Genomic DNA, 16453 nt, shown 5'->3' with positions numbered 1-16453 from the left:
CGGCTTGAGTGGGCCAGTACCTGGGTCAGAACTTGAAGCGACCGACCAGACCCTTGAGTTGCCCGGAGATATCCGTCAATCGGCCAGATCCGGTCTGCGCCGAGTGGGCAAACTCTTCGACCAGTTGCGCATCGGCATGGATCTGCGCGATGTGGCGGTTGATCTCCTCGGCCACTTGGTGCTGCTCCTCGGCGGCGGTGGCGATCTGAGTGTTCTGGTCGCGAATCGAGTCCACCGAGCCACGGATCTTGTCGAAGCTGTCGCGGGCCTGTTGGATGCGCTCGACGCTGGCGTGGGACACCAGCAGGCTGCCCTGCATCTGCTGGGTGACTTCCTGGGTGCGGCGGGCAAGGTTGCCGAGCAGGCTGTCGATTTCGCCGGTGGAGTCGGCAGTGCGACGGGCCAGGGCGCGAACCTCATCGGCCACCACGGCAAAGCCGCGGCCCTGGTCGCCGGCCCGCGCAGCTTCGATGGCGGCGTTGAGGGCCAGCAGGTTGGTCTGTTCGGCGATGGAACGGATCGTGTCGAGGATGGTGTTGATGTTCTTGCTGTCCTGTTCGAGCAACTCCATGGTCTGGGTCGACTTCTGCAGGTCCGCGCTCAGTTTGTGCACGCTGGTGGTGGCTTCGCCGATATGTTGCTGGCCGTTGTGGACATCGCGGTAGCCTTCATCGGCGCTCGTCGCTGCCGCGCTGCATGAGCGCGCCACTTCGTTGGCGGTGGCCACCATTTCGTTGAACGCGGTGCTGACCAGTTCCACGGCTTCACGTTGGCGCCCGGCGGCCTGATTCATGTTGCGCGCCACTTCGCTGGTGTCGGCGGCAGCGGTTTGCAGGTCGGAGGAGGCATTGCCGATGCGCTGCACCAGTTGTGCGATCACGCCCAGGAACTGGTTGAACCAACCCGCCAGGCTGGCGGTTTCATCCTTGCCCTGGACCTTGAGTTGGCGGGTGAGGTCGCCTTCGCCTTCGGCGATCTCTTGCAGGCCGTCGGCCACGCCGCGAATCGGTCGCACGATCACTCGGGCAAAGCTGGCGCCGACGATCGCGAACACCAGGGCGAGGATCGCCGCGATGCCGGCGATCAACCACGTCAGGCGAGTCGCCCCGGCCATGACTTCGTCGCGCTTGATCAAGCCGATAAAGCGCCAGCCCAGCCCTTGGGAGCTGACCACGTTGGCCATGTACGGCACGCCGTCGATGTCAATCTGGCTTACGCCATCGCCGCGCTTGGCCAATTCGGCGTAGTTGGCGCCCAAGTCTGCCAGCGGCTTGAAGTTGTGCTTGGCATCGCTGGGGTCGACCAGCACGTTGCCGTTTGCTTCCACCAGCATCAGGTAGCCACTGTCGCCCAGCTTGATGTTGCGGACCAGCTCGGTCAGCTGCTTGAGCGACACATCCAGGCCGACCACGCCGAGGATATTGCCGCTGGCGTCGGCGACGGTGTGCACGGTGCCGATCAGGGAGACGTCGTCCGGCGCCCAGTAATAGGCGCCAGTGCGCACGGTGGTGCCTGGTGCGGCGATGGCGGCCTGGTACCAGGGGCGTACGCGCGGATCGTAATTAGTGAGCTTGGTGTCGTCAGGCCAACTGGCATAGCCGCCGTCCTTCAAACCCAGGGACAGGTAGGCGGTGCTCGGATGGCTCTTGGCGAACTGGTCGAAAATCGCCAGCAGTTCTTGATTGGTCGGTGTCAGCGGGATTTGTGCAGCATCGGCGCCGGCATAGCTTTTGAGGCCTTTGGCCGCGACAACGCGCGGGTCCTTGGCCACGTACTCGACGTTCTGGCTGATGCCGTCGAAGAACTGCTTCATGCCATTGTCGATCTGGCGGATTTCGCGGCCACTGCTATCGAGAAAATTCGCCAAGGCCCCCTCGCGCAGGTTCAGCACCACCAGTACGGCCACCAGAATGACTGGCAGGCACGCGATGGCGGCAAACGCCCAGGTCAGCTTTTGCTTGATATTCATGACTTCTCCCGCGGGTATTTATAATTTTGGCAAGGGGGAAAACGGTAGCGGTGAGCGTCGCATGTGTTGTTTTGCAGTCTGAGCGGCCCATGCTTACCCTTGTATATCGACTGCAAGGGCAAGCACTTGAGGGCAGGGGGCAAGGTTTAACCGATGTGCTCGGCACCCAGGGCATCACGCTGCATCGACTGCAGATTCTTCTCGATGGTCTCGCAGATAGTTTCCATCTGGATCTGGTGTTCGCTGGAGTTGAACGGGCTTTGCAGGTCGGTACCGATGCGTTCGATGGCCAACAGCATGAAGCCCACCACCGTGGAGGCCAGCGGCGTGAACCAGCCCAGGGATTCCACCAGGCCCACCGGCACGATCAGGCAGAACAACGAAATGAACACTTTTGGTCACGGCTGGACCTTTGGGGGCGCGGCCATGCAATTGACGTAGGCGACATGGCGGCGTAACAGGGGCGGCTTGACGGGTGTTGACCTCGCCCGAGGTGTCATCAAGCAACGTCAACACCTGCCGGGCGAAGCTGCGCGAGTTATTGACTATCTTCGATTCTGCAATACATATTTATGAGTGTGGTTGTGATGCCGTCACTTCTCTGCGTTTGTTGAGCACTCTCGCCAGCGCCTTGGCTACGTGATGGATGTTTTTATTGTTCAACCCTGGCATGCACAAGCGTCCGGAATCCAGCAGGTAAATACCTTCGTTAATGCGCAGGTGCTCGACCTCACTTGGCGTCAATCCGGTGTAGCAAAACATGCCACGTTGCTCAAGCAGGTAACGACAATCTACTGAGGGCGCCAATGTACTGAGAGCGTCATAGAGTTGCTGGCGCACCGTGGCGATACGATTGCGCATTTCTGAGATTTCCTGGCGCCATTGTGCTCGCAGTGTGTCGTGTTGAAGGATCGTGGTTATGAGCAGGCTCGCGCGTGACGGGGGAGTGCCGTAGCTGCCAAGGACGCGAGACTTGAGCTGGCCTACTACGCGCTCTGCTTCCGATTGGGTTCGGCACACCACATTCACGCTACCGCAGCGTTCACCATACAAAGAAAAATTTTTCGAAAACGACTGCGCAACGATCGCCGTTATCTCTGTGTTGGCGATTGCCCTCACAGCCCACGCATCTTCATCCAGACCTTCACCGAAGCCCTGATAGGCCATGTCCAGCAGGGGTATCAAATTTTTGCGGCCAAGCAGGTCGATGACCTGCAGCCACTGGTCCCGGCTGAGGTCCAAGCCTGTAGGGTTATGGCAGGACGGTTGCAGCAGCACCACGCTTTTTTCGGGAAGACGTTCGAGTGCAGCCAGTAGGCGGCTAAAGGCGATCTTCTTGTTAACAGGGTCGTAGTAGGGGTAGCTGTAGACCTGGACGTTGGCGTTTCGGAAAAAAACTTCATGGTTCCCCCAGCACGGATCGCTGATCCATATTGCACTGTTGGGCAACCAGTTTTTGATCAGGCTGGCAGCCATTGCCAACGCACCCGAGCCTCCCAGGGTCTGGATGGTCGCTACCCGACGTTCATGCAAAGCACTGTGGTCATTGCCAAATATGAGCGCTTGTGTGGCATGCCGGAAGTCAGATTGCCCCTCAATGGGTAAATAGCTACAGGGGCTCTCGTCGTTATCGGTAATGCGCGCTGCATTCTGAACGGCTTTGAGGTAGGGAATCTGGCCCTGATCGTCGAAGTAGAGTCCGATCCCAAGATTGACTTTGAATTCACGGGGGTCACGCTCATAGGTGTCAAGTAACACGAGCGCAAGGTCGCCCGCGTAATTATCCAGATGTTGGAACATACACTGTTTTCTCGCGTGTTTTGTAGTTGCGATATGTGATCATGAGTGGCATTGATATGTAGTCATCAGGCGCAACGCGCGCCTTACTCGTCAACACCAGATGAACAGAGTTGTTAGGCTTGCTTTTCCCATACGAGCGTTGCGTGGACGGCTTGATCGTCCTGAATAATGGGATGCACGCTGCGTAGTTGAAGCCGATTTCCCTCTATTGAAATGTGTCGACATTGGTCTGTATTTGCCCAGGCTTCGTAAGTGCTGAGTTGAATATGATGCGTTATAACAGCGTTACGCTCGTCATACGTATAGTGGCCGGTATAAGCCACTGGGTGTCTGGCGATTGCGGTCGTTGCCAGAGGGTTGCCTGCAATGTGTACGGCCATGAAATGCTGCTCGTAGATAATCAGACCTTCAGGACGAGTTCCGAGCGGATGATGTTTTGTGGCCGAGGATAAAGGCACAACTGAATACTCAATTAATCGCCATGCGCCAATCAGTTCGCAAGCAAGAGGTTTAAGCGTTTGTGACGGTTTCATAGGTTTCATGGTGAACTATCGAAGTTGGGTTGATGATTAACGGCTTTTCCAGGGACTCGAGTTTAATCGGTAGCCGAGTGAGCGAACGTACGGACAGATTTATCTGCCAGTCTGGTCGGCTTTCCACGAGTTTGATAGAGCGCGTGCGCCTGAATAATTCGGTGAACAGGATCTGGGTTTCAAGTTGCGCCAGTGTATTCCCAGGACATAAGTGTATTGAGTGACCAAATGCCAAGTGGTTTTTGGTGTCTCTCTCAATATTGAATTGGTCCGGATCTGGGAATTTTTGATCATCTCGATTTGCCGAAGCCGCCATTAAAAATATCAAGTCGCCACGTTTGATGTGTTCATTTTGTAGTGTGAAGTCGTCTACCGCCATGCGCGAAAGCCTTTGCACCGGGCTTTCGTGACGCAGCATTTCCCCAATCGCGCCTCGCATCAGGTCGGGATTATTTCGTAGCTGAGCCTCGATGTGCGGATGTTGCAAGAGCAGGAGCAGGCCATTGCCGATCAGGTTGGTAGTCGTTTCAAACCCTGCAAAAACCATCATCAGGCACGTGGCAAGGATTTCCTCTTCACTCATGACATCGCCGCGTTCTTCGGCCTCAACCAATGAAGATATAAGGTCGGCAGCAGGCTGTTTACGACGCATCAGCAAAATGTCGCGAAGCATTTGTGTCGCTTCACTGATACTGCGCATTGCGGTCTTTGCCCGCACTTCGTATTCATGGGGCGGGCTGCCGAAGAAGTTGACGATGTCCACCGCACAGGCTTTGAGTAAAGGGCGTCCTTCCACCGGTGCACCAATGATCTCAGACACCACATTCAATGGATAAGGCGTAGCGATGTCGGAAATGAAATCCACACTGTCGCTGGCCAGTGCTGAATCGAGAAGTTCGTCCACCTGGCCTTGAATGACCGGAATAAAACTTCGCACTATTCGAGGTGTCATCGCCTTGTTGATCAATTGACGCAGGCGAGTATGGTTGGGGCGCTCTAACATGAGCGGCCACATCGACAGGGTTCTTTCCAGAGGTGCCAGTTGAACTCTTAATGTTTCCGGCATCTGTTGCATACGCGGAAGTATCCTGTTCGCGGATATTCTCGGGTCATGCAGGCAAGTAAGCACATCTTCATATCGCGTCACAACCCACGCTTGTATTTGTTCGCTCCAATAGACAGGCGCTTGCTTTCTGAGTTTAGCGTAGGTGGGATAAGGGTTTTGTTGAAACTCGGGACAAAAGAGATCTGCAGTTGGAAGGGTTTTCAAGCATGGATTCCTTATGGTGACTCTGGCCGACCTTGGCATGGGTTTAAACGTACTCGTTTATACAGTAGACCAGGGCGCATAGGTTTGCCTGAAAAAATCATGTCGTCTGTAAGAATATTCTTATGATTCGTGCGGATATTGGTCCTTTTTTAAACGGTCTAATCCGGCTCAGCCCAGGTGCTAAGCACTTTGTTGTAACAGTTTGATGAGTTGTGGGCAGCCAAGAAACGGCTGCAGATGAAGCCTTCGGGCCTTTTGCGTCGCTACGCTCTGTCAACGAGCAGGCGGCACTCGCTGCTCAGGAAGCATGATCACCCAGCGCATCACGCTGCATCGACTGCAGATTCTTCTCGATGGTCTCGCAGATAGTTTCCATCTGGATCTGGTGTTCGCTGGAGTTGAACGGGCTTTGCAGGTCGGTACCGATGCGTTCGATGGCCAACAGCATGAAGCCCACCACCGTGGAGGCCAGCGGCGTGAACCAGCCCAGGGATTCCACCAGGCCCACCGGCACGATCAGGCAGAACAGCGAAATGAACAGCCGTGGGAAATACACGTAGGGGTAGGGCAGCGGCGTGTTGGCGATACGTTCCATGCCGCCCTGGGCATTGGACAGGTCCACCAGGGTCGACTCCAGCCGTGCCAGGCGAATGCTGTCCAGGCGCCCGGCCTGGTATTCGCGGGCCAGCAACGTAGCGGAGCCGGTGAGGATGTCATTGGCAAAATTATTAGTGGCGCCGTTGCGCGCAAATTCCTCGGCGGGGATAAATGCCCGCACTTCTTCCGGGCACGGCTGGCCCTTGAGGTGCGCGGCCAGGCAATTGACGTAGGCGACATGACGGCGCAACAGGGTCGACTTGACGGGATTGACCTCGCCGGCGGCGTCATCCAGCAACGTCAACACCTGCCGGGCAAAACTGCGCGAGTTATTGACCATCGCCCCCCACAGCGTGCGTGCTTCCCACCAGCGGTTGTAGGCACTGCTGTTGCGAAAGCTGATCAGCACTACCAGCGCGGAACCCAGCAAGGTCAGGGGCATCAGCGGCAAGTTGATCTTGGCGGTGAGAAACAGCATGAAGTCCACCGTCACGGCCACATCCCATAGCAACAGCCAGAACAGGGCCCAGCCCACATAGCCCATGGTCTTGATGATCAGGCGGTATTTCTTCAGGACGGCAGCTTTCAAACGAGCACCTCGCAGTGGGTGGTTGGCAACAATGCCCTGTTACGACGTCGCGGGAGGGGGAAGGTTCGCAGGGTGCTGAATCGATTAGTTGATAAGTCGCTATCCCGGGAGAATGTAACGAGAGATGTCGCGCAACTGCGAGCCACAGATGATTTGAATGTGGAACAACTTTGGTACTGATGACGTCTGGTGCGGCAATCGCTGTACATTGCGTTCGAGGCAAAAAGCCATTAATGGCAGGGTTTTTGACGTGATTTGTTTTGGGGCCTGGCTGCAGGGATTTCGTAGCCGAGATCAGTGGAATAATTGGTTGATCAGGGCTCTTTCATGCGTGTCAGTTCGTTGAAGTCAGCTATGTGTAATACCGCGCAAGCACTCGAACGTCATAGGGATTTTGAAGCGTGCATGAGAGCGCATTACCACGTGCTGCTCGTGCCCTATTCAAGACGACCGTTTTTCTACAAGAGTGCACTTAAATACAGCCGCTTGATGGTGTCGTTTGCGTTATTGAGCCGGTACTTTTCCACCCCACTGCCATTGTTGGCAGAAGTTAAGGCCCTGTGCGTGACGCGCAGGTATTGTTCGAAAAACAGCCTGGAATCAATCTTCCTGTTGTTTCGGGCCCTGGGTTTCATGGAGGTTGCACCGCACCCCGAAGACAGTCGCTTCCGGGTGTATTCACCCTCGGATGAAGCCTGCCGTGAAGCGCGCTTAATGCTGACCGCCCTGACTGAGTCGTTGGCGCTGCTCTACCCGGAACGGGAGATTTTCCGGCAGATGCGTGACCTCGACGATCGCGGGTTCCTGGCCCTCTATTTCAAGGGTTTCGCCGTGATCCTCGCCTCTGAACTGACGGTGGATGTGTTACTGCCCGAGTGTTATTGGCTGGTGAAACGCGACGCCGGGCATCTGTTGATGCTGGCTATCTATAACGATGCCTTTGCGCCGGACAATGACCGCACTACCTTCAGGTCGTCGTCCTACCTGGCATTGGCCAAGCAACTTTCCGTGTCCAAGACCCACATTATCCGCGTGGTGCAGGAGGGCGTGGAGAAGGGCTATTTCAAGGCCCACTCCAAGACCCGGCTGGAAGTGCTGCCACCTTTCGCCAGTCTGGTAAAGCGCTTCATGGCCTTTTCATTTGCGGTTGGCCTGCATGCTATTGAGATGGGAGCGTAGGGATGCCTGCTAACTTGAAGTTGCGGCCCCGGATGCGCAGTCTGCTGTCGCCCGCCGTGACGCAAGCCGAATGGATAGGGATTATTGCCTGGGTCGGCATGTTGTTGATTCATCCGGCCCTGCAGTTGGATATTTATACGATGGGCGTCACTCTTGGCCTGTTGGTGGTTTGCCGCGTGCATACCAGGACCGCCAACTTTCTGCTTTGGCGGGTGCTGGGGGTGACCTATATGGTGCTGTTGTCGGTCGGCTTCGCCTACATGATTCGCTTGAATGAAGAGTTGCGCATTTATGGTCTGCCATTGGCCGTCACCCTGGTGGTGGGCAGCGCCATCTTGTTTATCAGTGTCCAGGATTATCTGGCCGACGCGCTATTGGTCTGGCTTATTCTGTGGCCGCCGATGCAGGCCGATATATATGCGGGCACCGAGGTCTATCTGCTGATGTTTTGTGCTTCTTCGGTGTCCATTGGTTTTATCTTGAGTTACTCCTACTTGAAGAACCTGCGCTCGGTATTGCTGGTAGAAAGTGAGTTTCGCGCATTGGCCGAAACGGATTATCTGACCTCGATCCTCAACCGGCGCGCCTTTATGCAAAGTTTCGAAAAGTTGCTCAGTGGTGGTCAGGGGGGCTACTTCATCATGTTGGATATCGACAGTTTCAAGGAAAAAAATGACCTGTATGGTCACGATGTGGGCGACAAGATCCTGCGCGCCATGGCCGTGTGCCTGAAAAACGCCAAGGGTAGCCACAGCTTTGGTCGAATCGGCGGGGAAGAGTTCGGTGTGTTGTTGCAGGGCGATGACCCGGAACTGGCCTGCGATTATGCCCTGGCGTTACTGCAGTCGATCCGCAGCAGTGTCGCTGCACCGCATAACTACACGTGCAGTGCGGGCATGGCGCGCTTTTCGGCGGGCGACGACCTGTCGACGGTGCTCAAGATGGCGGACAAGAACCTGTATGGCGCCAAGCGCAACGGCAAGGACTGCGTGCATCTGGACGGTGCGCTGCTGCAGCCGGTTTTATCCTGACGCGCAGGCGTCATCTACAGCTGCGACAGAATACTCGCCAACAACCCGGGAAAGCGGCTCTCCAGCTCGTCGCGACGCAATGAATTCATATGGGTGGTGCCCACGTTGCGGGTGTGCACCAGGCCGGCATCGCGCAGTACCCGGAAGTGGTGGGACATGCTGGATTTAGGCCGCCCGCCATCCAGTTCACCACAGCTGGCTTCGGGCACGCCGGCCAGGCAGCGCACGATGTCCAGGCGTACGGGGTCGCTCAAGGCGTAAAGCACGCGCTCTAGGGTCAATTCTTGCGGTGTAGGGTGTTTGAAGGCTCGCATGAGCGGATCATAACAGGGGGGTAGCGTTCAATACCATAGTTCGATTACCATCGAACTATCGAATCACACACCCTTCCCCGGAGTATCTGATGTCCGCGTTGTTCGAACCGTTCAAACTTAAAGACGTTACCTTGCGCAATCGCATTGCCATCCCGCCGATGTGCCAATACATGGCCGATGACGGCATGGTCAACGATTGGCACCACGTACACCTGGCCGGCATGGCCCGTGGCGGGGCCGGCCTGCTGGTGGTCGAGGCCACCGCAGTCGCTCCCGAAGGGCGTATCACCCCAGGCTGTGCCGGTATCTGGAGCGATGCCCATGCCCAGGCGTTCGTGCCCATGGTCAAGGCCATCAAGGCCGCAGGTTCGGTGCCGGGCATCCAGATCGCCCACGCCGGTCGCAAGGCCAGCGCCAACCGCCCGTGGGAAGGCGATGACCACATTCCTGCCTCCGATGCACGCAGCTGGGAAACCATCGCCCCCTCGGCCATCGCGTTCGGGGCCAACCTGCCCAACGTACCGCGTGCCATGACCCTGGACGATATCGCCCGCGTCCAGCAGGACTTCGTCGACGCCGCCCGCCGCGCCCGTGACGCCGGTTTTGAATGGATCGAGCTGCACTTCGCCCACGGCTACCTGGGCCAGAGCTTTTTCTCCGAGCATTCCAACCAGCGCACCGATGCCTACGGTGGCAGCTTCGATAACCGCAGCCGCTTCCTCCTGGAAACCCTGGCCGCCGTGCGTGAGGTCTGGCCGGAAAACCTGCCGCTCACCGCGCGGTTTGGCGTGATTGAATACGACGGCCGTGATGAGCAGACCCTCACCGAGTCCATCGAGCTGGCGCGCCGCTTCAAGGACGGTGGCCTGGACCTGCTGAGTGTCAGCGTCGGTTTCACCATTCCCGACACCAACATCCCGTGGGGTCCGGCCTTCATGGGGCCGATTGCCGAGCGCGTGCGTCGTGAAGCGGGTATCCCGGTGACATCCGCCTGGGGCTTCGGTACCCCGCAACTGGCCGAAGGCGCGTTGCAGGCCGGGCACCTGGACCTGGTGTCGGTAGGGCGTGCGCACTTGGCCGATCCGCATTGGGCGTACTTTGCCGCCAAGGAACTGGGCGTGGAAAAATCCTCCTGGACCTTGCCGGCGCCTTACGCGCATTGGTTGGAACGCTATCGCTGAGGCGGGCCAGGCATACACAAGAGCCACTCAAGTGAGTGGCTTTTTTTCGCCTGGTGTTTATGCACTACGGAGGGCCAAAGGCTTGAGCGAAAAATAACAAATGAGAATGGATGCCAAATGAGAATCGGCTGGGCTATGATGCTCGCGAATTCTTGGCAGGTTTGCCGTCCCATCTGGCTCTTTCACTAGGTTCAACATCCATGCGTCGTACCCTGATTTCCATTTGTGTGCTTCAGGCGTTTTCCCCCTTTGCGTGGTCAGAGGATGCCCCCGCTGAAACAGCCAGTATCGAGCTGCAGGCCACCAACGTGACTGCCACCGCAGACTTCGAGTCCGCCCAGGGGCCGGTGCAGGGTTACCGCGCCACACGATCAGCCAGTGCGACGCGCACCGACACCTCCATTCATGAAACCCCGCAATCCATCAGCGTTGTCTCCAAGGACGTGGTCGAGGACATTGGTGCGACGCGCCTGCAGGATGCCCTCGACTATGCCGGCGGTGTCGGTCGCGCCAACAACTTCGGCGGCCAGGGCCTGACCACCTTCACCGTGCGTGGCTTCACCACCGGTGAGTTCTACCGCAATGGTTTCCCGATCAACCGCGGCTACCCGAACATGCCGGATGCCAACACCATCGAACGCCTTGAGGTGTTGCGCGGCCCCGCAACCATGCTCTACGGCCGTGGCGACCCCGGTGGTACGTTCAACGTGGTGTCCAAGCAACCCTTGGCCGAACGCACCGTCACCCTGGGCAGCCAGTTGAATGACCAGGGCATGAAACGCGGCACCCTGGATGCCTCCGGCCCACTGGACGAAGAAGGCCGCCTGGCCTATCGCCTGAACGTGGTGGGTGAGGGCGGCGATACCTTCCGCGATCATGTCGAGACCGAGCGCTACGGCGTGGCCCCGGTGATCACCTGGCAGGCCAGCGATGACACCAAGGTGACCTTCGAAGGCGACTTCATGCGCAACAACCACCCGTTGGACCGTGGCCTGACGCGCCTGCCCAACCAGCGCGGAACGCCCTCGCGCGATACGTTCTGGGGCGACAAGGACGCCGGCAAGCTGCACAACGACAACAACATGGCGCAGTTGCGTTTCGAGCATGCGCTCAACGACGACTGGACCCTGGGCGGTGGTTTCCAGTGGTTGGACGGCAGTTTGAAAGGCAACGCCATCGAAGCCAATGGGACGGGCAGCCTGGGCGCAGATGGCCGCACCCTGCAGCGCAACTTCAACTACCGCAAGCTGGAATGGACCGACAAGGATTACCAGCTAAACCTGACCGGGCACTTTTCCACGGGCGGTTTCGAGCACACCTTGCTCACTGGTATCGAGTACGAGGATTACGACTACAAGTCGATCATCCAGCGTTCCAGTACGGTCCTGGGTACCTACCCGATCGACATTTTCAATCCGGTGTATGGCCAGGCCCGTCCGCCGCTGACGCGCACGCCGACCCACGACAAGGAGAACCTCAAGACCTATGCGGCGTTTGTCCAGGATCAGGTGGCGCTGACCGAGCGCTTGAAGGTCTTGGCAGGGGCGCGTTTCGAGCGTTTTGAGCATGACTACGAAAGCTATGTAACGGGGGTAAAACCCTGGACCGCCGCCGACAACGCGGTCACCCCGCGTGTGGGCGTGATCTACGACCTCACCGACACCGTCGCGGTCTATGCCGACGCCGCCCGTTCGTTCAAGCCCAATACCGGCGCCAGCCGTGAAGGCGGTGGTTTTGCACCGGAGAAAGGCAAGTCCTATGAGATCGGGGTCAAGTGGGAGGCGCTTGACCGTCAACTGAGTGTCGACGCGGCGATCTACCAGATCGAAAAGAAAAACGTGCTGACCAACGACCCGGCCGACCCCACCAACACCTTCAGCGTCGCCGCTGGCCAGGTGCGCAGCCGCGGATTCGACCTGAACGTGGCGGGCAACCTCACACCCGAGTGGCGCGTGATCGGCGGCTACGCCTACGTGGATGCCGAGGTCACCCGCGACAACACCTTCCGTGTCGGCACCCGCCTGATGAACATCCCGCGCAACAGCTTCAGCCTGCTCAACGTCTACGAGTTCCAGGACGGCGCTCTCAAGGGCCTGGGCCTGGGGGCCGGCGCCAAGTACGTCGACCAGCGCGCCGGCCAGACCGCCAACACTGGCTTCTCAATGGACGCCTACACCGTGGTCGACCTGCTCGGCTACTACAAGGTCAACGAGCAGGTACGCCTGAACCTGGATGTGAAGAACCTGTTCAACCGCGAGTATGAGGAAGGGGCGTTCGGCAATATCTATGCCTACCCGGGTGCGCCGCGTACGGTGCAGGTTGGAATTTCCTACACCCTATAACGCGCTATACACAGGTCCAAAATGTGGGAGGGGGCTTGCCCCCGATGGCGGCCTGACAGCCGACCAGGATGTTGGATCATACCGAGTACATATCCATTTCTGCGGTAACGGCCACTTAGGGTTCCGCTCTTACAGCGGCTCACTTTTGGAAGGACCGGAATGCCGGCCCAGCCAAAAGTAAGCAAAAGGTCCTCGCCCCACCACTCGGCACCTCGCCCAGGCTCGGTGTGCCCGTAATCCGACATTGATTTGGGGGGCCGCCGCCACGCGCCATCCATGGCGCGGGGCGGCTAAACCGGCATCCCTGCCGGTTTACCCCCCAAATCCCTGTCGAATTCCGGCCAGCGTGGTTTGACGGGGCGCCTAAAATCAAAAGCAGAGCAAGAGCAAGAGCAAGAGCAAGAGCAAGCAGCAAGTCGGCACGGTCAGTTGTGTAGATACCTATGCCCTATATAGGTATGTCAGCCAGGTATCTGGTGCTGATCCACCGCTATCGGGAGCAAGCGCCCTCCCACATTTGGGCTGCATGCGTCCAGGGGGCTTTCTGTCAGCCTGGAATGCATATCTCATGTGGGAGGGGGCTTGCTCCCGATAGCATTATTTCAACCAGCATATGCGGGGCTGATACATCGCCATCGGTGCCATTCGAATCGTTGCACCGCCCCTCCCACATTTGGATCTGCATGACTGTCAAGGTTGAAACCCTGAAGTCGGTGCGCAAGTTCGAAGACCTCAAGCGCTTCGAAAAAATGCAGGACACCTCCGATATCGTCCGCTCGATCAAACTCGGCGTGTCGCGCTTCAATATCCTCTTTGTCATTTTGCTGATCGGCGGGTTGACCTGGGCGGCGATCAATCTGCCCAAAGAAGCCCTGGCACTTATTTCCGCCGCTATCGGCGGGGCCATTACCCACTTGTTGTCCGAGCGCCAGGCGGTGCTGGCGCTGAAAAAAGACGGAGATAACACCTGCCCCAGAGCCAACGCCAATAATCAGGAATAGGTGCCACAGCGTCGGGTTACAACGGCGTCAGCACATTCATCACCGTATCCAGCGCCACCCGTGTGTCATCCAGTTGCACCAGCGAGGCGTGCCGCGCACCCAGGGCGTCGCGGTTCTGGATCGCGGTAAGGATCGCCTTGTGCCGGGGCAGGCTCAAACCCTGGATATCCGGACGGCGGTTGGTGATGTTGATCGACTCGCGCAACGGCAGTGAAAGCATGTTGCACATATAGGCGAGCAGGTCGTTGCGAGTGGCGTCGGCAATCGCACGGTGGAAGTCCAGGTCGGCCTGCAACAGCTGTTCGTGGGTCTGCGCGGTTTCCATGCCCTGGTAGGCTTGTTCGATGGTGGCGATGTCTTCATCGGTGGCGGTGGTCGCGGCCATGGCGGCGATTTCCGGCTCCAGGATACGACGCACCCCGGCCAGGGTGTTGAAGAACTCGCTGTGGGGTGTGGACTGCATCAACCAGGACAGCACGTCCGGGTCGAGCAGGTGCCATTTCAAGCGCGGTCGCACCACCGCGCCCACCCGCGGCTTGGAATACACCAGGCCCTTGGCGCTCAGCACCCGCGTCGCCTCGCGCAATACCGAGCGGCTGACCTGGTATTCCTCGCACAGCGTGGCTTCCATGGGCAACCGTTCTTCAGGCTTGAAGCGACCGGAAACGATGTGCATGCCCAAGTCCTGGACGATCTGGGCATGCTGGCTCTTGCGCGGCTTGGGCGGCTGGTGATCCATAACGACGGATAGGCTCTGGCTTAGATTCGCCGCATCATAGCATCCCAATTAGTGGGAATGCCGTGGGACTTCGGCGCCACGGCAACCCACCAGGAAGTCGAAATCACAGCCCTGGTCAGCCTGCAGCACATGGTCGATGTACAACTGGCGGTACCCGCCGACGATCAGGTTCTGCGCCGGCTTGAGGTCGGCCATGCGTGCCGCCAGCTCGGCGTCGGGGATGTCCAGGTGCAGGCGGCCATTGGCACAATCGAGCTCGATCCAGTCGCCTTCCTGCACCGTGGCCAACGGCCCGCCGGCAGCGGCTTCCGGCGCCACATGCAAGACCACGGTGCCGTAGGCGGTGCCGCTCATGCGTGCATCGGAAATACGCACCATGTCGGTCACGCCCTGGGCCAGCAGCTTGGCCGGCAAGCCCATGTTGCCGACTTCGGCCATGCCCGGGTAACCCTTGGGGCCGCAGTTCTTCATGACCAGGATCGAGTTGGCGTCCACGTCCAGGTCCGGGTCGTTGATGCGCGCCTTGTACATGTCGAAGTTCTCGAACACCACCGCACGGCCGCGATGCTGCATCAGCTCGGGACTGGCCGCCGACGGCTTGAGCACCGCACCCAGGGGCGCCAGGTTGCCGCGCAACACGCAGATGCCACCGTCGGCGCGGATCGGGTTGTCGAGGGTGCGGATCACTTCATCTTGGCCGTAGATCGGCGAGTCCTTGGTGTTCTCGCCCAGGGACTTGCCGTTGACGGTCAAGGCATTGGGGTGGGGGATCAGGTTGGCTTCACCGAGGCGACGCAGCACTGCGGGCAAGCCACCTGCGTAGTAGAACTCTTCCATCAGGAAGCGCCCGGACGGTTGCAGGTCGACGATGGTCGGCATGCCGCGGCCGATGCGGGTCCAGTCATCCAGGTCGAGTTCAACCCCGATGCGCCCGGCAATGGCTTTCAAGTGGATCACCGCGTTGGTCGAACCGCCGATGGCCGCGTTTACCCGGATCGCGTTTTCAAACGCTTCCTTGGTCAGGATCTTCGACAGCTTCAAGTCTTCGCGCACCATCTCCACCGCACGCATGCCCGACATATGCGCCAGCACATAACGCCGTGCATCCACCGCCGGGATCGCCGCGTTGTGGGGCAGGGACGTGCCCAGTGCCTCGGCCATGCAGGCCATGGTCGACGCCGTGCCCATGGTGTTGCAGGTGCCCGCCGAGCGTGACATGCCGCCTTCGGCCGCGAGGAAGTCATCCAGGGTGATGGTGCCGGCCTTGACCTGTTCGCTGAGCTGCCACACCACGGTGCCCGAACCGATGTCCTGGCCCTTGTGCTTGCCATTGAGCATCGGCCCGCCGGTGACCACGATGGCCGGCACATCGCAACTGGCCGCACCCATCAGCAGCGCCGGGGTGGTCTTGTCGCAACCGGTCAGCAGCACCACGCCATCGATGGGGTTGCCGCGAATGGCTTCCTCCACATCCATGCTCGCCAGGTTGCGGGTGAGCATGGCGGTAGGGCGCAGGTTGGATTCACCGTTGGAAAACACCGGGAATTCCACCGGGAAGCCACCGGCCTCGATCACGCCGCGCTTGACGTGCTCGGCGATCTGGCGGAAGTGCGCGTTGCACGGGGTCAGCTCCGACCAGGTATTGCAGATGCCGATGATCGGCTTGCCATGGAACTGGTGGTCGGCAATGCCCTGGTTCTTCATCCAGCTGCGGTACATGAAGCCGTTCTTGTCGGCGGTACCAAACCACTGGGCGGAGCGTAGGCCGGGCTTTTTGTCAGGCATGATCGATTCTCTTATTGTATGACTATATGTTCTATGCGTGGTTAAACATAAGCGCAAAATCGAAGCTTTGGAAGTGTTGTTTTGCAAATAGTCCTACTATATAGTCCTTCTTAACTGAGGTAT

At 58.6% G+C, this 16453-nt stretch carries 13 protein-coding genes and 2 pseudogenes; 5 read left to right on the top strand and 10 right to left on the bottom strand.

Features of this window, described 5'->3' with window-relative positions; genetic code table 11:
* Nucleotides 1-25 precede the first annotated feature (25 nt).
* From NMB39_RS17420 to NMB39_RS17390, 7 genes and pseudogenes are all read right to left on the bottom strand, one after another.
* Nucleotides 26-730, bottom strand: a complete 705-nt coding sequence (locus NMB39_RS17420) for a methyl-accepting chemotaxis protein (protein WP_414896211.1) — start codon at nucleotides 728-730, stop codon at nucleotides 26-28.
* Nucleotides 731-940: 210 nt separating this feature from the next.
* A pseudogene (locus tag NMB39_RS17415) lies at nucleotides 941-1813 on the bottom strand (cache domain-containing protein); the annotation flags it as partial.
* A gap of 302 nt (nucleotides 1814-2115) precedes the next feature.
* A pseudogene (locus NMB39_RS17410) lies at nucleotides 2116-2518 on the bottom strand (bestrophin family protein); the annotation flags it as partial.
* Between the two features lie 21 nt (nucleotides 2519-2539).
* Nucleotides 2540-3769, bottom strand: a complete 1230-nt coding sequence (locus NMB39_RS17405) for an amino acid aminotransferase (RefSeq protein ID WP_057025312.1) — start codon at nucleotides 3767-3769, stop codon at nucleotides 2540-2542.
* A gap of 113 nt (nucleotides 3770-3882) precedes the next feature.
* Nucleotides 3883-4302: a lipocalin-like domain-containing protein gene (locus NMB39_RS17400; protein ID WP_164484818.1), complete on the bottom strand. Its 420-nt coding sequence runs from the start codon at nucleotides 4300-4302 to the stop codon at nucleotides 3883-3885.
* The gene (locus NMB39_RS17395; protein WP_164484819.1) at nucleotides 4280-5572 is read right to left on the bottom strand and encodes a cytochrome P450; all 1293 of its coding nucleotides are present in this window, start codon (nucleotides 5570-5572) and stop codon (nucleotides 4280-4282) included. The genes NMB39_RS17400 and NMB39_RS17395 overlap by 23 nt, the downstream gene beginning before the upstream one ends.
* 298 nt (nucleotides 5573-5870) lie before the next feature.
* The gene (locus tag NMB39_RS17390; protein ID WP_057025310.1) at nucleotides 5871-6758 is read right to left on the bottom strand and encodes a bestrophin family protein; all 888 of its coding nucleotides are present in this window, start codon (nucleotides 6756-6758) and stop codon (nucleotides 5871-5873) included.
* A 405-nt stretch (nucleotides 6759-7163) separates the two neighbouring features.
* Here NMB39_RS17390 and NMB39_RS17385 point away from each other — a divergent pair, with 405 nt between their 5' ends.
* Nucleotides 7164-7937, top strand: coding sequence for a hypothetical protein (locus tag NMB39_RS17385; RefSeq protein WP_494340368.1), 774 nt, complete (start codon nucleotides 7164-7166; stop codon nucleotides 7935-7937).
* A gap of 2 nt (nucleotides 7938-7939) precedes the next feature.
* Nucleotides 7940-8968 carry a GGDEF domain-containing protein gene (locus NMB39_RS17380; protein WP_057025308.1) on the top strand — a complete coding sequence of 343 codons (1029 nt, stop codon included), beginning with the start codon at nucleotides 7940-7942 and terminating at the stop codon, nucleotides 8966-8968.
* Between the two features lie 14 nt (nucleotides 8969-8982).
* Here the strand turns inward: NMB39_RS17380 and NMB39_RS17375 are convergent, their stop codons facing one another.
* Nucleotides 8983-9282, bottom strand: a complete 300-nt coding sequence (locus tag NMB39_RS17375; protein WP_043051026.1) for an ArsR/SmtB family transcription factor — start codon at nucleotides 9280-9282, stop codon at nucleotides 8983-8985.
* A gap of 89 nt (nucleotides 9283-9371) precedes the next feature.
* Between NMB39_RS17375 and NMB39_RS17370 the strand changes: the two genes are divergently transcribed.
* From NMB39_RS17370 to NMB39_RS17360, 3 genes are all read left to right on the top strand, one after another.
* Entirely contained in the window at nucleotides 9372-10463 is a 1092-nt protein-coding gene (locus tag NMB39_RS17370) for an NADH:flavin oxidoreductase/NADH oxidase (protein ID WP_057012441.1), read from the top strand.
* Nucleotides 10464-10663: 200 nt separating this feature from the next.
* Nucleotides 10664-12805, top strand: a complete 2142-nt coding sequence (locus NMB39_RS17365) for a TonB-dependent siderophore receptor (RefSeq protein ID WP_494340369.1) — start codon at nucleotides 10664-10666, stop codon at nucleotides 12803-12805.
* 683 nt (nucleotides 12806-13488) lie between these two features.
* Entirely contained in the window at nucleotides 13489-13806 is a 318-nt protein-coding gene (locus NMB39_RS17360) for a hypothetical protein (RefSeq protein ID WP_169718281.1), read from the top strand.
* Nucleotides 13807-13822: 16 nt separating this feature from the next.
* Here NMB39_RS17360 and NMB39_RS17355 read toward each other — a convergent pair whose 3' ends face one another.
* Both NMB39_RS17355 and NMB39_RS17350 read right to left on the bottom strand, forming a co-directional pair.
* Entirely contained in the window at nucleotides 13823-14545 is a 723-nt protein-coding gene (locus NMB39_RS17355; protein ID WP_034119145.1) for a FadR/GntR family transcriptional regulator, read from the bottom strand.
* 48 nt (nucleotides 14546-14593) lie between these two features.
* Nucleotides 14594-16330, bottom strand: coding sequence for an IlvD/Edd family dehydratase (locus tag NMB39_RS17350; RefSeq protein WP_059396801.1), 1737 nt, complete (start codon nucleotides 16328-16330; stop codon nucleotides 14594-14596).
* Nucleotides 16331-16453 lie beyond the last annotated feature (123 nt).

The organism is Pseudomonas sp. FBCC-B545 (assembly GCF_059134095.1).
Note: the sequence above shows the minus strand (reverse complement) of the source record. Positions and strands in the feature narration are given on the sequence as shown.

What these genes read in the sequence shown, in the direction of transcription:
- NMB39_RS17420 (WP_414896211.1), bottom strand. Translation starts at nt 730, where the DNA reads ATGGTGGCCACCGCCAACGAAGTGGCGCGCTCATGCAGCGCGGCAGCG.
- NMB39_RS17405 (WP_057025312.1), bottom strand. Translation starts at nt 3,769, where the DNA reads ATGTTCCAACATCTGGATAATTACGCGGGCGACCTTGCGCTCGTGTTA.
- NMB39_RS17400 (WP_164484818.1), bottom strand. Translation starts at nt 4,302, where the DNA reads ATGAAACCGTCACAAACGCTTAAACCTCTTGCTTGCGAACTGATTGGC.
- NMB39_RS17385 (WP_494340368.1), top strand. Translation starts at nt 7,164, where the DNA reads ATGAGAGCGCATTACCACGTGCTGCTCGTGCCCTATTCAAGACGACCG.
- NMB39_RS17380 (WP_057025308.1), top strand. Translation starts at nt 7,940, where the DNA reads ATGCCTGCTAACTTGAAGTTGCGGCCCCGGATGCGCAGTCTGCTGTCG.
- NMB39_RS17375 (WP_043051026.1), bottom strand. Translation starts at nt 9,282, where the DNA reads ATGCGAGCCTTCAAACACCCTACACCGCAAGAATTGACCCTAGAGCGC.
- NMB39_RS17370 (WP_057012441.1), top strand. Translation starts at nt 9,372, where the DNA reads ATGTCCGCGTTGTTCGAACCGTTCAAACTTAAAGACGTTACCTTGCGC.
- NMB39_RS17365 (WP_494340369.1), top strand. Translation starts at nt 10,664, where the DNA reads ATGCGTCGTACCCTGATTTCCATTTGTGTGCTTCAGGCGTTTTCCCCC.
- NMB39_RS17360 (WP_169718281.1), top strand. Translation starts at nt 13,489, where the DNA reads ATGACTGTCAAGGTTGAAACCCTGAAGTCGGTGCGCAAGTTCGAAGAC.
- NMB39_RS17355 (WP_034119145.1), bottom strand. Translation starts at nt 14,545, where the DNA reads ATGGATCACCAGCCGCCCAAGCCGCGCAAGAGCCAGCATGCCCAGATC.
- NMB39_RS17350 (WP_059396801.1), bottom strand. Translation starts at nt 16,330, where the DNA reads ATGCCTGACAAAAAGCCCGGCCTACGCTCCGCCCAGTGGTTTGGTACC.